This window comes from Spirosoma foliorum (genome assembly GCF_014117325.1).
Taxonomy (GTDB): Bacteria; Bacteroidota; Bacteroidia; order Cytophagales; family Spirosomataceae; genus Spirosoma; species Spirosoma foliorum.
This window is the reverse complement of sequence record NZ_CP059732.1, coordinates 2,784,468-2,797,976: the sequence shown is the minus strand read 5'-3', so window position 1 is coordinate 2,797,976 and position 13,509 is coordinate 2,784,468. Positions and strand designations below refer to the sequence as shown.

Below are 13,509 nucleotides of genomic sequence, written 5' to 3'. Positions count from 1 at the left end.
TCGTTAAAACGCGGGAGAACATTGTCCGTTTCTGGACAAAAGGTGTACGCATCTGGACAAGTTTTTGTGAAAGTTGGATGAGGGTGAGTCGGAATTTGTCTACTTACCGACCCCGTTTTGGAAGAGGGGAGCAGAATCGGCTTTTTAGCCCCTCTTCTGGTTTTCAGAAGAGGGGTTGGAGTAAGGCAAAATACATCAATCCTCCCTATCTACAGACCCTCTGTCGATCGTAGTATGGACTACAAAGCCGAGTCCACACCCCTCTCCCGTTTTGGGAGAGGGGCCGGGGGTGAGGGTAAAATACTCCAAGTCAACTAATTTACAGAACCAGTAACCCGGCTGCACGCCAATCGGCCCAGCCATCGGTTTGCTGAAATGCAGAGAAGTTGCCGAGTCCGGCTTGTTCAAATGTAGTACCAACCTGCTGAATGGTTATTGGCTCTGGCGCTTTCAGACTGAATTTTGGCCAGTTGTGCATCAACCATTCACCAATTGGTGCGGGTAGGTCAAGCACCAGGTCATCCTGCCGCCGGGCAAAGGTCAGCTCTGCCTGCGGAACGACACTTACCCGTTGGGACGCCTGTCGCCCCCGACGCGGTTGTACTACCGTCAGCGTGGGTGCATGACCTGGCCAGACGAGCAGTGCATGTGTACGGACACTATCTTCGGAGGTATCGGCAATCGCCCGTTCAATGTACTTGCGAGGTATAGTGGTCGTCGGTACCCGGAAGGTAAACCAGTTGGCTAATGGCAGCTCCAGGCCCACGCCGTGCATGTAGTTGAACAACGACTTACGCAATCCCTCCGAAAAGCGGGCATGATCGGCTCCCAACGGATCGGCATGCTCAAGGTCGTTATCAGCAAAAGGCCCATCGGTGGGCCCGATACGCTGTACGTCGAAACCGGCCGGATGTAGCCCTACGGGGCTGTGGGCTGTCATGGCAAACCGGTGCCAGAAGCCCGATTGAACAACGCCGATGGCAAACAACTGCCGTACCATTTCCAGTGAGTCGATGGTTTCCTGCGCGGTCTGCGTCGGGAAGCCATACATCAGATAGGCATGAACCATAATGCCAGCTGTAGTGAAATGATTAGCTACACGGGCAACCTGCGCCACCGTCACTCCTTTCTTCATACGGTCCAGCAATCGATCCGACGCCACTTCCAGACCACCCGATACGGCAATACAGCCCGACAGTTTGAGGAGTTGGCATAAATCCGTCGTGAACGCCTTCTCGAATCGGATGTTCGTCCACCAGACAACTGTTAGCCCCCGGCGAAGAATTTCCAGGGCCAGATCACGCATGAGTGCAGGCGGAGCAGCTTCATCCACAAAGTGGAAACCATTTTGTCCGGTTTGGGCCATAATGGTTTCGATCCGATCGCAGAGTAGCCCAGCCGTGAGCGGTTCATATCGGGCAATATAATCGAGAGAGATATCGCAGAAGGAACATTTCCCCCAGTAGCAGCCGTGAGCCAGTGTCAGTTTATTCCAGCGACCGTCGCTCCAAAGCCGGTGCATGGGATTCGTGACTTCAATAACCGACAGGTAATCGTTCAGGGGCAAATCGGCATAATCGGGCGTACCCGTATCGCGTTGGGCAACATCCCGATCGGAAGACCCATTCTGATAAACGACCTCCCCATTCACCCGCATAAATGTCCGCTTCAGTTTGGCCGCTTCCCGCTTTCCCTGGATATGTTCGAGCAAGGAACGCAGGGGCGCTTCGCCATCGTCCAGACTCACAAAATCTACGTAATCGAACAGGCGCGGCTCGCGCAGACTACGGAGTTCGGTATTAGCATAGCCTCCACCCAATACCACCCGAACAGTCGGATAGTGTTGTTTGAGGTGCCGACCACACAACAGGGCTCCGAATAGATTCCCCGGAAAGGGTACTGTCAGACAAACTACTGTTGGCTGATACTGAGCTATTTTGGCCTCTAAAAGTTCCAGCAACGTCTTACCCACCAGCGTATCGGGTGCCGTTAACGCAGCGTGTAAATCATCAAAATGCGTAGCGGTTCGGCCCAGTCGTTCGGCATACCGGCTGAAACCAAAATGTGGATCAATGGCTTCGGCCACTAAATCACCAATGTCTTCCAGATAGAGCGTAGCCAAATGGCGAGCTTTATCGTGCAACCCCATCGTTCCGAACGCCCAATCCAGTTCATCTACTTCGGCAAAACGAGACGCTTCAGGCAGGTAACTCCGATCAGCAATGGCGTGAGCCAGGGTGGGATTTCGGTGTTGCAAAAACCGGATTGTCGGGCCAATCGTTGCCACATAATCGGCCTGAAGCCGCAACATCCGCTGGCTATTTTCACTCAGGTCCGCCACTGTAGAAGCCGCCGAAAATACCTCGCTCAACCCTTGCGTAGAGAACAGGCGTACAATTGTTTCAATACCCAAATCCGCCTGATGCGCCACCACCGAGCCACCATCAGCCAAGGCAAGGGTGTTTAAGTAACCTTTCAGATAAGCCGTGGCCGGATAGGGTGTATTTAGTTGGGTAAACGGGGGCGTCAGCAACAGTACGCGGGTGGTCATGATCGTATTCCAGAAGGGTAGTCCGGGCGTTAATGAATAACTCACCAACGAATACAGTCGCTAGATCATTCCAGTATGCCCGGTGAAAGTTCCACTCCCAACGCCCAATCATCGCAACAAAAAATACCCCAGTCATTACTGACGGGGGTATTTATAAGCGTAGAAACAAGACTATCCGTCTTATTTTTTTACTGAATCAGGGATAACAATCTTGGCTGAATCGGTGATCACTTCCGTACTATCGCCACTGACGATCGTTTCGCTCTCAACGACAGTAGCCGTATCTTGAGTCGTTGTTTCAGATTCCGTTTTCTTCGACTGACAGGCAACCGCTAACGAGAACATGGCAGCCACAAATAGAGTTGATTTGATGGTTTTCATCAGAAATAAGTTTGAATGATAACTCAGTAGCCCACAGATTTTTATGACGATTAAGATCAGGTATGATTTTATTGTTTCCACTAAATTCCAACTCTAAAATTCAAGATGGTTTATTCAGTTAAAATCTGTGCAGATCATATCAATCCTAAAAATCAGCGTGCTATTGATAGGTGATAATTTGCCCTTAATGCGCGAGTAAGGAAAAAGTAACCCACGATTAAGCAGAATTTAATCAACCTCTACCGAGGAGATACTTAAGTAGGTTGAGCGACTTCACAAGCTTTTTAGGACTGTAAGCCTTACTCAAACGTCATGCAGCATTTAAGAAGTTTTGCCTTCTTTTTCTTCGCGATCCTCATCAAGGTACATGCCCAGCCTGGGTTTCAAGCCAATTACGACGAATCGAAAGTTCCGCCCTATACCTTACCGGACGTATTGACAACAACGACCAACGTACCTATCCGAACGAAGGCAGCCTGGGAAAAAGTAAGGCGGCCCGAAATCATTAAACTCTTTGAAGAGAATGTATACGGCCAAATGCCCAAATCCTATGACCGACTTACTTACTCGATAGCCCATAAAAATACCAGCGCCATGACTGGTAAGGCAACTCTGAAAGAAGTAACGATCGAGGTTGTTAATCACAACAAGCCGATTCAAATTCACCTGGTTTTATTTTTGCCCAATCAACGGAAAAAACCGGCTCCGCTGTTTTTGCTGATTAACAACCGGGGCAAAGACAATATGGACCCAACCCGCGCGCATAAAAGTGATTTCTGGCCCGCCGAAATGGTTATTGACAGTGGCTATGCGGTAGCGGCATTTCATGTAAGTGATCTGGCTCCGGATGATACGGCTAAGTACGTCAACGGTGTACTGCAATTGTATCCAGAGCAATTGACGGCCAATGATGGCATGAAGGCGATTGGTGCCTGGGCCTGGGGGGCCAGCCGTGTTCTGGACTATCTGGAAAAAGACGCCGATATCGATGCGAAAAAGGTAGCGGTTGTGGGGCACTCGCGGGGTGGGAAAGCCTCCTTATGGGCCGCAGCCGAAGACCCACGCTTTGCGTTATGTGTTACAAATTGTTCGGGAAATACCGGAGCAGCCTTATCCCACAGACGATTTGGCGAAACGATAGGCCGAATCAATACCGTATTCCCGCACTGGTTTGCCAACAATTACAAAAAATACAATACCAACGAAGACGCCTTACCCCTGGATCAGCATATGCTACTGGCCGCTATCGCCCCAAGGCCGCTGTACGTAACCAATGCGTCAAAAGATCTCTGGGCAGACCCGACGGGCACATTTTTATCGGCAAAATATGCAGAGAAAGTATATGCCCTTTACGGTCTTACATCAAATCTTCCGACCAATCCTCCTGCTATAAATCAACCGATTACGCTCCCTCCTATCGGCTACCATAACCGGGAAGGGGAGCATAACTTAACGGCCTACGATTGGCGCAATTTTATCCAGTTTGCCACTATTTATTACAAGCAAAGAAAGTAGCTAATCATTCAGCCCCATGATTCAGACGATTGAGTTAAACGATGACCGCATACTGGGCTATCGCATCGATGGCGACATTACCCTACAGGACATGACACCCCTGATCGAAGAGATCAAAAACAAAGTAGCCCATCACCCAACCAAATTACGGGCCTATGCTGAATATGTGCGTATTGGTTCCATTTCCCCCAGGCCTTTTGGGAAGACCTGAAAGCCGATGCCACTTATTTAGGTGCCTTTGAGAAAGCAGTTGTTGTTACCGATAAAGACTGGATAGGCTGGCTGGCCAAAGTGGGAAATCTATTTCCAGGCCTGGAGATTAAAGTATTTCCCTTTTCCGAACGGGAGCAGGCTCTACAGTGGATAACGCAGTAAGAAGAAACCTGAACTGCATTTTTTGTCATCCCGACGCAGGAGGGATCTTAACTCATCCTTACTAGAGAGCTATGCAGCCATAAGATCCCTCCTGCGTCGGGATGACAAAAAATGCAGTTCAGGTCAATTACCCTCTTTAAAAAACACCCGCTTCACTCGTTCGCTCACGCCGGTCAGTATCTCGTAAGGAATCGTATTCATTTGTTTGGCTAAGTCGGTGATGGGCACCTCTGGACCAAAAATCAGTACGTCATCCCCTTCGGAAGCCAGGGCCGATGTGACATCGACCATCGTCATGTCCATACAAATATTTCCTACGGTTGGGCACAGGGTTCCGTTTACCCAAACGTGACCAACGCCATTTCCCAATCGGCGGTCGTAGCCATCTGCATAGCCGATAGCCAGGGTAGCAATACGGGCTTCATGATCCAGAACGCCCCGGCGACTATAGCCAATCGACTCGCCCGCCCGAACGGTTTTAATCTGACTAATCACCGTCCGAAGCGCACCAACAGTTTGTAAAGCATCCTGATTCATACCACTGGCTTCCACGCCATAAAGACCGATTCCCAGGCGTACCATATCGAATTTGTATTCAGGAAATCGTACAATTCCTGCCGAATTCAGCAAATGACGGGTGGGCCGATAACCCAAGGCCGCTTCAAGCGCGGTTGTAGTGCGCAGGAACGTTTCGTATTGCTGCTTCGAAAACGAGTTGAATTGGGCATCATCCGAACCCACCAGATGGCTGAACACTGTAGCCACACGCAGATTCGAATGGCTTTTCAAATAACTCGCCACCTCATCCAGCTCTTCCTCCAAAAAGCCCAACCGATGCATACCCGTGTCGATTTTCAGGTGGATACAGTGCTGGGCAAAAGGCGTAGATAGACTGCTCTCTGCCCCCTGTCCTTTGCCCTTTGCAACAAAACGCCCCCACTCCCGCAAAAGCCGCATACTGTATATTTCCGGCTCCAGGTTGTAAGCCAATAAGGCGTCAAAGGTTTCGGGGGCTGGATTCATCACCATGATGGGTAGCTCAATTCCATTTTGTCGGAGAGCGATACCTTCATCTGCATAGGCGACACCCAGATAGTCGACCCGGTGAAATTGCAGTAGTTGAGCCACTTCAGCACTACCACTGCCATAGGCAAATGCCTTCACCATGACCATAATCTTGGTATCTGAGCCGACTTTCTCGCGGTAATAGTTCAGGTTGTGCGTCAGGGCATCCAGATTTATTTCGAGGATCGTGCCATGTACTTTTCGCTCCAGCCGTGCTACGATCCGCTCAAATGAGAATGGTCTGGCCCCTTTCACCAACACCGTACTGTCGCGCAGTTCGGCAAATGGAAACTGCGCTAAAAACGCATCCGTTGTCGGGTAAAACAGACTACTGTCGGCGAAGAAATGAGCATTCCGACTCACTACGGGCCCAATACCCACAAACTGCCCTACGTCGTTAGTCCGAATCAATGCACCCACCTGTTCATACAAATCGGTCTCCGCCTGACCAGACTGTAATACATCGGACAAAATAACAACCCGGCGAGCGCGTGTATTTTGCTGATTCAGAAAACTAAGGGCCAGTTTCAACCCGGCAACGTCGTTGTTGTACGAATCGTCAATCAGCACACAGTTGTTTATACCCTCCTTTTGTTCCAGACGCATCGAAACCGGTCGCAGGCGATTAAGGCGTGCCTGCAACGTTTCATTTGTCCAGGTATGCAGGGCCAGCATGGTTACAAGACAGTGTACCAAATTCTCAATCGATGCCGGATCGGTAAATGGCAATGTCAGCTGAATGGGCGTTGCCTCGGGGCTGGCCAAGGTTAGTTGATCGCCCTGCACGGTGGCCTGATACGTTGCAGACCTCCCTGTCAGCGACCAGGTTACAAACTGCACGCCCGGATTGACCGCTTTGAGCAACAGATGAGCTTCTTCATCGATATCGGCGTAATCGGCGCAGTAAATGAGCGTATCCGCGTGAATAAACAGCCGGAGTTTCTCGGCGATTTTTTGTTTTCTCGTCCGGAATCCTTCATCGTGGGCCGTACCAATATTTGTAAAAATGCCAATCGTGGGTCTTATAATGGTTTCCAGCGCCTGCATCTCGTGTGCCTTCGAAATACCCGCTTCGAAGATACCCAGCGTATGCTTTTCGTTGAGCTGGTGAACCGATAAAGGTACGCCCAATTGCGAGTTGTAGCTCTTGGGGCTTTTGGCAATAATGAAATCCGTCGATCCTTGCCCCCCTTCGAGCAGTTGAGCCAGCCACTCTTTCACGATGGTTTTGCCATTACTGCCGGTAATCCCAATAATCGGAATATGAACCTTTTGCCGTTGTTCAGCGGCCAGTTCCTGAAGCGTTTGCAAGCTACTGTCTACTTCAATGATCGTAGCATCGGCATAGTTCATCAATTCCGTTCGCCGGTCGGGCGTTAAAGCCGACCGTTCTACAACAAACTGACGGATACCTTTTCGATATAAATCGCCAATGAACTCGTGGCCATCGTGGTGTTCGCCCTGAATGGCAAAAAAAACAGCATCGATTAGCTGCGAGTCGGTAGTATTACCCGTTACCTGCCGGGAATCTGTAAACCACTGGCGGTTAATTAATTCTAAATTCTTCGTTTTCATGGTACTTGATTACAAACCCATAAGGTCAAAGACCGCTCCGGCGTTCCGGCTTATAGGTTTAAACGGACGAGATCAATTCATTACATCCACCCCCGTCGGCGGAAGTAAACAATCATTCCTACTGTTACGAACGCCATTATACCTAGTACAACAAAATAGCCGTACTTCGTGTCCAGTTCAGGCATGTATTTAAAATTCATACCATACACGCCCACGATGAACGTAAGCGGCATAAAAATCGCTGAAAAAATCGTGAGCGTTTTCATGACCGAGTTCATCCGATTACTCACAATGGAATAATAAACATCCATTAGCCCCGAAATAAGCTCTCGGTAAGACTCCAACGTTTCAATCACCTGATTGGTATGGTCGGCCAGATCGCGCAGATACGGCTGGGTATTGTGCTGGATCACGTCCGATTCTTCGCGAAGTAACGTATTAATGATGTCGCGTACCGGATAAACCGTACGCCGAATGAAGGATAATTCGCGCTTGAGTTTATAGAGGGTGGCCAGGGTCTGTTGAGTCGCCCGTTCTTCCACAATCTGCTCTTCGAGTTCATCCATCTTATCCCCAATCCGCTCCGTAATCAGGAAATAGTGATCCACAATTACGTCCATTAGCGCATACAGCAGGTAATCGGCCCCATTTCGGCGGGTTTTGCCCGAAGAAGCTTTTATTCGCTCGATAACGGGTTCAAAAATATCCTTCGTCCGCTCCTCCTGAAATGAAATCAGGTAGTTTGGTCCCAAAACCAAACTAACGTGCTCGACATCGATTTCCTGACGCTGCCGGTTGTGATGCAGCATTTTCAGGGTTACATACACCACCGGTCTCGCCGATTGATCGACGCCATTTCCATTCACGGAAGCGGTTCCGTCGTAGATATCGATCTTGGGTTTCTGTTCCGTATTGAGCACATCCTCCAGCAACAAAGGGTGCAGATGGTACTGATTGCCCAGGGCCGCCACTACTTTGGGTTCGTGAATACCATCCACATCAATCCAGTTGATGTACGGCGTGGTGAGACCGGGCAGCCGACAGGCACTTAGCTTGCTGCTCTCGTCGATGCGATAATCGGTGGCATTGTATTCAATGCGTTTAATCTTGGTAGCGTGTTCAATTTCCTCACCAACGTAGGTCAACGTACCGGGCGAGGCTCCCAGGGTTTTCTCGGCAGAACGGTACCGTTTGTGCTTCGACATAATTTAGCAGCTAGGCAATCCAACGGACGAATCCATTTTGGAATCAAAGATAAACCAACTACACGGCGCGTTGTCAAAAGTTCAAAAAAACGTATTTTAACGCCATGTTCCGATTCCTCTTTTCCTTATTGACAACAGTCGTTTTGCTCACCGCCTGCAGCAGCGGAAAAACGGCGCTAAACCGGAATAAATTCGATCTGGCCGTTCAGAAAGCCTCAAAGCGCCTACAACAACGACCCGGTTTGGGTAAACGGGGACACACGACGGCGGCACAGGTTCTAGAACAGGCCTTTGTACAAGCGTATGAACAGCACCAGACCACCATTCTGAAGTTATCTGCCCCCAATTCCAGCGAGCCATTCCGGTGGGAAGCTGTGTATCGGGAATATGAGCAGCTACAAACACTCACCGACAATGCTCGCCGTGGATTCGCCAAACCGGGTAGTTGTGAAAACTGTGCAGAATGGTTGGCGGCTTATCCAGCATCCTATCAAGACCGCCAGAAAGACACCCGCGAACTGGCAGCTGCCGACCGCTATGAAGCGGCAGAACAGGCGATTGTATACGGAAAAGAGAATCGTTTGGCCGCTAAAGACGCGTATCTGCACTATCAAAAAGCAGATGAATGGGTATCAGATTACCGGCAGGCTCGTGCCAAAGCGGCTGATGCGCTCCCTTTCGCCATTCTCCGCGTGGTAGTTGAGCCCCTAAGCGAAACCCGCGAAATTCATCCGCGCGAAAATGAGGAGCTACAACAGCTGATTCTGCGGGAGCTGGATCGAAACACAACGCCCTCGCCGTTCGTAAAACTATACCCACCCGTCGAATCGGCTGGTGATGGCTTCCCCATTCATCAGGCAATTCAGATGGTCGTGACAGGTTATTCCCCCTTTCGCGAAAGCAATTCATCGTCGTCGACAACCGTTTATAGCACTCAGGAGTATAAAGTCGGCGAAAAGAAAATCAACGACTCAACCAAAGTCGACATTAAAGAAAAAGTATCGGGTACGTTGACCACCTACCGTCGCGAAATAACGGCGAACCTGGATCTCCGTATGCGGGCCATTGACACAAAATCGGGCAATGTGTTGTGGGAAGAGCCTGTTTGGGAAAGTCGCAGTTGGAATACCGAATGGCAGACGTTCAGCGGTGACGATCGTGCCCTGAATGGCCAATCCCTGAAAACGGCGAGCGCCTTTTCGCCCTCTCGCTGGCAACTCTACGATAGCATGCGCGATGAACTGGCAGGAGACGTGGTCCGGCGATTGTTCACCAAGTACAAAAAGGAGTAATAACTTAAGAGGTTCATTCTTAAGTTAACGTGAATAATGGATAGAATCTGAAATTATTAACTGATTGTCAGTTATTTATAATATTGTTTTTTGTCATCCCGACGTCAGGAGGGATCTTCGGCAACTGGTTATCTACCGAAGATCCCTCCTGACGTCGGGATGACAAAAAACTAGTATAATTCTATTCGTAAATCCTCCATAATTCACTCTTTAGTCATTACTCCTTACTTCAAATAGGTATCCAACCACTCGAAAATAGCCTTTTGGTTGAAATCGCTATCGAACATGGTGCCGTAATGGGGTGCCCCTGGCACAATGATCAGCCGATTTTTAACCTGGGCAAGCGTTAGCCAGGAGCTGAACAACACCGATTGAGCCGCTGGTACCGACTCGTCTTTTTCGCCTTGAATAATCAGAAAAGGCGGGTCATTTTTATCTACATAGGTGACAGGACTGGCAATCTTCGCCAGATCAGGACGGCGCAAAGGCGATGCACCCAATAACCGACTTTCGGATGTAGCAACCGCCGTATCGGCCAGTGGTGCATCCCGACGGATAACGGCCAGCAGATCGGCTGGGCCGTAGAAATCGACAACGGTTTTAATACGAAATGATGGCTTTTTCCTGTTGACGTAAAAGTCAGGATGTGTACTGTTATTGGACAACGCCAGCAATGATGCCAGATGGCCACCTGCCGAAAAACCAATTAAGGCGATCCGGTTTCGGTCGAAACCATACTTGGCGGCATTCTGATATAAAAACTCCAGTGCTTGATTACAGTCCTGAATCTGAGCCGGAAACGGAGCCGTTGTGCTATACCGATAGTCGATCGACGCAAAGGCGTATCCTTTTTCTAATATCGATCGAACGGTGTTTTTCATGTAGCTCATATCGGCATACTTGTCGTTGAGCATCCACGCGCCACCATGCACCCAGACCACTAATGGCGGGTTGGTGCCAGCTGTGGCAGGCAGGTAAATATCCAGTAAATGTCGTTTCAAGGTATCGCCCGCATAGGCGACGTTCGCAATAAAGCGGGTATCCGGTGGAAAAATCGCCTTGACAGGATTTGGCCTTTGCGCCCGGCACACGGTGGTCAGCAGTAATAAACCGGCCAGGGCAACTAGACTTATTTTTCGCGTCGACAGAGGATTCATAATCAGTGAAGCTGTTTAAACTTTCTAAAATCAAGTACTAATCGGTGTGTTTCTGTCATCCCGACGCAGGAGGGATCTTCGGGTGATCCCCTAAAATTATCCTTTACCGAAGATCCCTCCTGCGTCGGGATGACAAAACGCTATTAAAACAAAAGTTTAAACAACCTCAGTGTTAAAATTCTGTTTTGTAATTCAGGAAGAAAGGTTGAAAATAAGTTACAGGCTAAGAAATTTACAGCTCCCAACGCTTGTTAATCTATTGCCGCATCACCCTTTCATACGAAAGCCAGCTGGCCGAAAACCTACCCGTTGCAAACTTTGGAGGATTTAGCCATTACCCACTTACAGAAAGACGTTATCATGGCTCGTCTGATAGCCGAGACGCCTTTTCCTAAAATTTTCAATGATTATGCCGATACCCAGGCGGCTGACCGTGTATACCTTGCGTTACTCGAAAGTATTGTTGCTCAGCAGATTTCAACTAAGGCTGCCGATGCTATTTTTGCCCGTTTCCGTGCCTTATTCCCCGATAATTTCCCCGAAGCCAATGCGCTGTTAGCAAAAACGACCGACGAGTTGCGGAGTGCTGGGTTATCATTCCAGAAAATCAAGTACGTACAAAGTGTTGCAGAGTTCGCCGTCAGAAATCCCTTAGACAGAATACACCTCGACGCCATGACCGATGAAGAAATCGTTCAATACTTACTTCCGATCAAAGGCGTTGGTCGCTGGACGGTGGAGATGGTGCTTATGTTCGTGCTTGGACGACCTGATATTTTCCCGATCAATGACTTGATCATTCGCCAACGGATGATTCAGGCTTACCCGGAACAAACAAAAGACCTGACAGGAAAGGCCTTATATAAAGTGCTGCACCAGATTGCCGACGCCTGGCGACCGCATCGCACGACAGCCAGCCGGTATTTATGGCGCTGGAAACCTGTTTTGACGCTCAGAGCGTCAAAACCTCTTCACTTTGACCGCTACTTTGGATTCTACCTTGATTAGAATCTGAACGCCTTTGGGTTGGACCAAAATTCGCTGGGGAACCAGCTTAAAGGTATCAATATCGAGATCGGTTTTCTGCCCGACTTTCGCTCGGGCAAAGGCCGTTTCTATTTTTTGGGGTATAGTTGAAATGGGCTGTCTTAGAGGTACCACCATGGCCGCCTGAATGGTATCCCGCAAGTGGTCATGCAGTAACCAGTCGGCGGTGGAGAATAAGCGTTCCTTTGTCTCCACATCGAAATCTACATTCTGAATGCGCAGGGTATTGGTGAGCGTATCATAGGCGGGTGTACCATGAAAATAGAGCGTTCCGTGTACTGTTCCTCCCACATCGGCTTTCAGAATCAGCTTCTTACCACTTCCGTAAATGCTTGTATTTTTAACCGTTATGTTCCCGCCCATCAGGTTTAATTTCTGCTTTTCCAAAGTCCGGGCCAACACCTGACTCACATCAGCATAAGGAATAAAAGCCAGCACTTCCAGCCGAGACGCTTCTGGCACTTCTTTTCGACGTAGAAGCTTGGGCAGTTGTTCCAGACTATCAAGTACGGGTTTCGGTCCCAAACGGGTATCGACCCTAAAGGCAATCTGAATCGGCACAATGATCTGTTTGGTATTTCCATACACTGGGGCGGTGGAAATGCTAAATGGCTTCGGCAGTAGCCATATGTTTTCGGGCACCTTGGCAATTCGAAGCGGTTTTTGCATATCCCGCCAGATTTTTCCAACCTCCTTATCCAGACGCAGGCCGTGATGAACAGCTTTATCGATGGCCTGCTCAATATCGGCCTTACGTTTATCCAGAATGCTTTCGGCGATCTTTTTTACGCTAATTTTTACCCCAAGCAATCGCACCTGAGGCTCCTGAGTCCAGTGATAATCTTCGAAGCGAGCCTTTGTGAGTAATCGCCAGTTTGGCCCTACGCCAACAGGACTGGTAAAATTAACAGCCAGCGCGCACAATGGTCGGCTTTTACGATTGGCACTTTTCCGGAGACCAATGGGATTGCTATACCAGACCTGCAAAGGAGCCGAAAAAAACACCCGCCGATTTTCGTAGCGAATCTGTACGGGTCCGGTACGTTCTACCCGGAGTCGCCAGGCCTCCCCTTTTCGCCCCTCAAATGTTTGCTCTGAAACCAGCGTGGTCGATAGTCCTTTGTTTACTTTTCGCTCCAGGTCACGAATGTTGAAGGTCAATTTCCCCGCCATATAGGATACGGGATCAATTATCGGCGGTTCGAATGCTTCGGCAGCGGGAGCTTCAGGGCGTACACGTTTACAACCATCGAGTCCAATTCCGATGGTCAGTATTATAAAAAAGCCGATGATCCGTTGAGCATTCATTGCTACAAGAACCATCGGAATACTAAAATGTTAGCTAG

The 13,509-nt window shown here is 49.3% G+C and carries 11 protein-coding genes; 5 read left to right on the top strand and 6 right to left on the bottom strand.

Features of this window, described 5'->3' with window-relative positions:
- Positions 1–319: 319 nt before the first annotated feature.
- Positions 320–2,551: a B12-binding domain-containing radical SAM protein gene (locus H3H32_RS11740; protein ID WP_182462883.1), complete on the bottom strand. Its 2,232-nt coding sequence runs from the start codon at positions 2,549–2,551 to the stop codon at positions 320–322.
- A gap of 180 nt (positions 2,552–2,731) precedes the next feature.
- A complete protein-coding gene (locus H3H32_RS11735) occupies positions 2,732–2,932 on the bottom strand; it encodes a hypothetical protein (protein ID WP_182462882.1) in 201 nt (66 codons plus the stop codon).
- Positions 2,933–3,244: 312 nt separating this feature from the next.
- On the opposite strand from H3H32_RS11735, the gene H3H32_RS11730 reads away from it, so the two are divergent.
- From H3H32_RS11730 to H3H32_RS38230, 3 genes are read left to right on the top strand one after another with little or no spacing between them, the layout of a single operon-like run.
- A complete protein-coding gene (locus tag H3H32_RS11730; RefSeq protein WP_182462881.1) occupies positions 3,245–4,447 on the top strand; it encodes a glucuronyl esterase domain-containing protein in 1,203 nt (400 codons plus the stop codon).
- A 16-nt stretch (positions 4,448–4,463) separates the two neighbouring features.
- Positions 4,464–4,658 carry a SpoIIAA family protein gene (locus H3H32_RS11725; RefSeq protein ID WP_182462880.1) on the top strand — a complete coding sequence of 65 codons (195 nt, stop codon included), beginning with the start codon at positions 4,464–4,466 and terminating at the stop codon, positions 4,656–4,658.
- Positions 4,610–4,822, top strand: coding sequence for a SpoIIAA family protein (locus H3H32_RS38230; RefSeq protein ID WP_182464320.1), 213 nt, complete (start codon positions 4,610–4,612; stop codon positions 4,820–4,822). Before H3H32_RS11725 ends, H3H32_RS38230 begins: the two co-directional genes overlap by 49 nt.
- Before the next feature lie 123 nt (positions 4,823–4,945).
- On the opposite strand, the gene H3H32_RS11715 is transcribed toward H3H32_RS38230, so the two are convergent.
- Both H3H32_RS11715 and corA read right to left on the bottom strand, forming a co-directional pair.
- On the bottom strand, positions 4,946–7,462 hold the full coding sequence (locus H3H32_RS11715; RefSeq protein WP_182462879.1) for a bifunctional UDP-N-acetylmuramoyl-tripeptide:D-alanyl-D-alanine ligase/alanine racemase: 2,517 nt from the start codon (positions 7,460–7,462) through the stop codon (positions 4,946–4,948).
- Between the two features lie 80 nt (positions 7,463–7,542).
- On the bottom strand, positions 7,543–8,667 hold the full coding sequence (gene corA / locus H3H32_RS11710; protein ID WP_182462878.1) for a magnesium/cobalt transporter CorA: 1,125 nt from the start codon (positions 8,665–8,667) through the stop codon (positions 7,543–7,545).
- 104 nt (positions 8,668–8,771) lie between these two features.
- Here corA and H3H32_RS11705 point away from each other — a divergent pair, with 104 nt between their 5' ends.
- A complete protein-coding gene (locus H3H32_RS11705) occupies positions 8,772–9,959 on the top strand; it encodes a hypothetical protein (RefSeq protein WP_182462877.1) in 1,188 nt (395 codons plus the stop codon).
- 224 nt (positions 9,960–10,183) lie between these two features.
- On the opposite strand, the gene H3H32_RS11700 is transcribed toward H3H32_RS11705, so the two are convergent.
- Positions 10,184–11,116, bottom strand: a complete 933-nt coding sequence (locus H3H32_RS11700) for an alpha/beta hydrolase (RefSeq protein ID WP_182462876.1) — start codon at positions 11,114–11,116, stop codon at positions 10,184–10,186.
- A gap of 360 nt (positions 11,117–11,476) precedes the next feature.
- Between H3H32_RS11700 and H3H32_RS11695 the strand changes: the two genes are divergently transcribed.
- Positions 11,477–12,124, top strand: a complete 648-nt coding sequence (locus tag H3H32_RS11695) for a DNA-3-methyladenine glycosylase family protein (RefSeq protein ID WP_182464319.1) — start codon at positions 11,477–11,479, stop codon at positions 12,122–12,124.
- Here the strand turns inward: H3H32_RS11695 and H3H32_RS11690 are convergent.
- Complete coding sequence (locus tag H3H32_RS11690) at positions 12,077–13,486, bottom strand: DUF4403 family protein (protein WP_309547154.1); 1,410 nt, start codon at positions 13,484–13,486, stop codon at positions 12,077–12,079. The two genes, H3H32_RS11695 and H3H32_RS11690, sit on opposite strands and share 48 nt — an antisense overlap.
- Between the last annotated feature and the right edge of the window lie 23 nt (positions 13,487–13,509).

Excerpts from the sequence above, each read along its gene's own strand:
- H3H32_RS11740 (WP_182462883.1), bottom strand. The coding sequence starts at position 2,551 with ATGACCACCCGCGTACTGTTGCTGACGCCCCCGTTTACCCAACTAAAT.
- H3H32_RS11735 (WP_182462882.1), bottom strand. The coding sequence starts at position 2,932 with ATGAAAACCATCAAATCAACTCTATTTGTGGCTGCCATGTTCTCGTTA.
- H3H32_RS11730 (WP_182462881.1), top strand. The coding sequence starts at position 3,245 with ATGCAGCATTTAAGAAGTTTTGCCTTCTTTTTCTTCGCGATCCTCATC.
- H3H32_RS11725 (WP_182462880.1), top strand. The coding sequence starts at position 4,464 with ATGATTCAGACGATTGAGTTAAACGATGACCGCATACTGGGCTATCGC.
- H3H32_RS11715 (WP_182462879.1), bottom strand. The coding sequence starts at position 7,462 with ATGAAAACGAAGAATTTAGAATTAATTAACCGCCAGTGGTTTACAGAT.
- corA (WP_182462878.1), bottom strand. The coding sequence starts at position 8,667 with ATGTCGAAGCACAAACGGTACCGTTCTGCCGAGAAAACCCTGGGAGCC.
- H3H32_RS11705 (WP_182462877.1), top strand. The coding sequence starts at position 8,772 with ATGTTCCGATTCCTCTTTTCCTTATTGACAACAGTCGTTTTGCTCACC.
- H3H32_RS11700 (WP_182462876.1), bottom strand. The coding sequence starts at position 11,116 with ATGAATCCTCTGTCGACGCGAAAAATAAGTCTAGTTGCCCTGGCCGGT.
- H3H32_RS11695 (WP_182464319.1), top strand. The coding sequence starts at position 11,477 with ATGGCTCGTCTGATAGCCGAGACGCCTTTTCCTAAAATTTTCAATGAT.
- H3H32_RS11690 (WP_309547154.1), bottom strand. The coding sequence starts at position 13,486 with ATGGTTCTTGTAGCAATGAATGCTCAACGGATCATCGGCTTTTTTATA.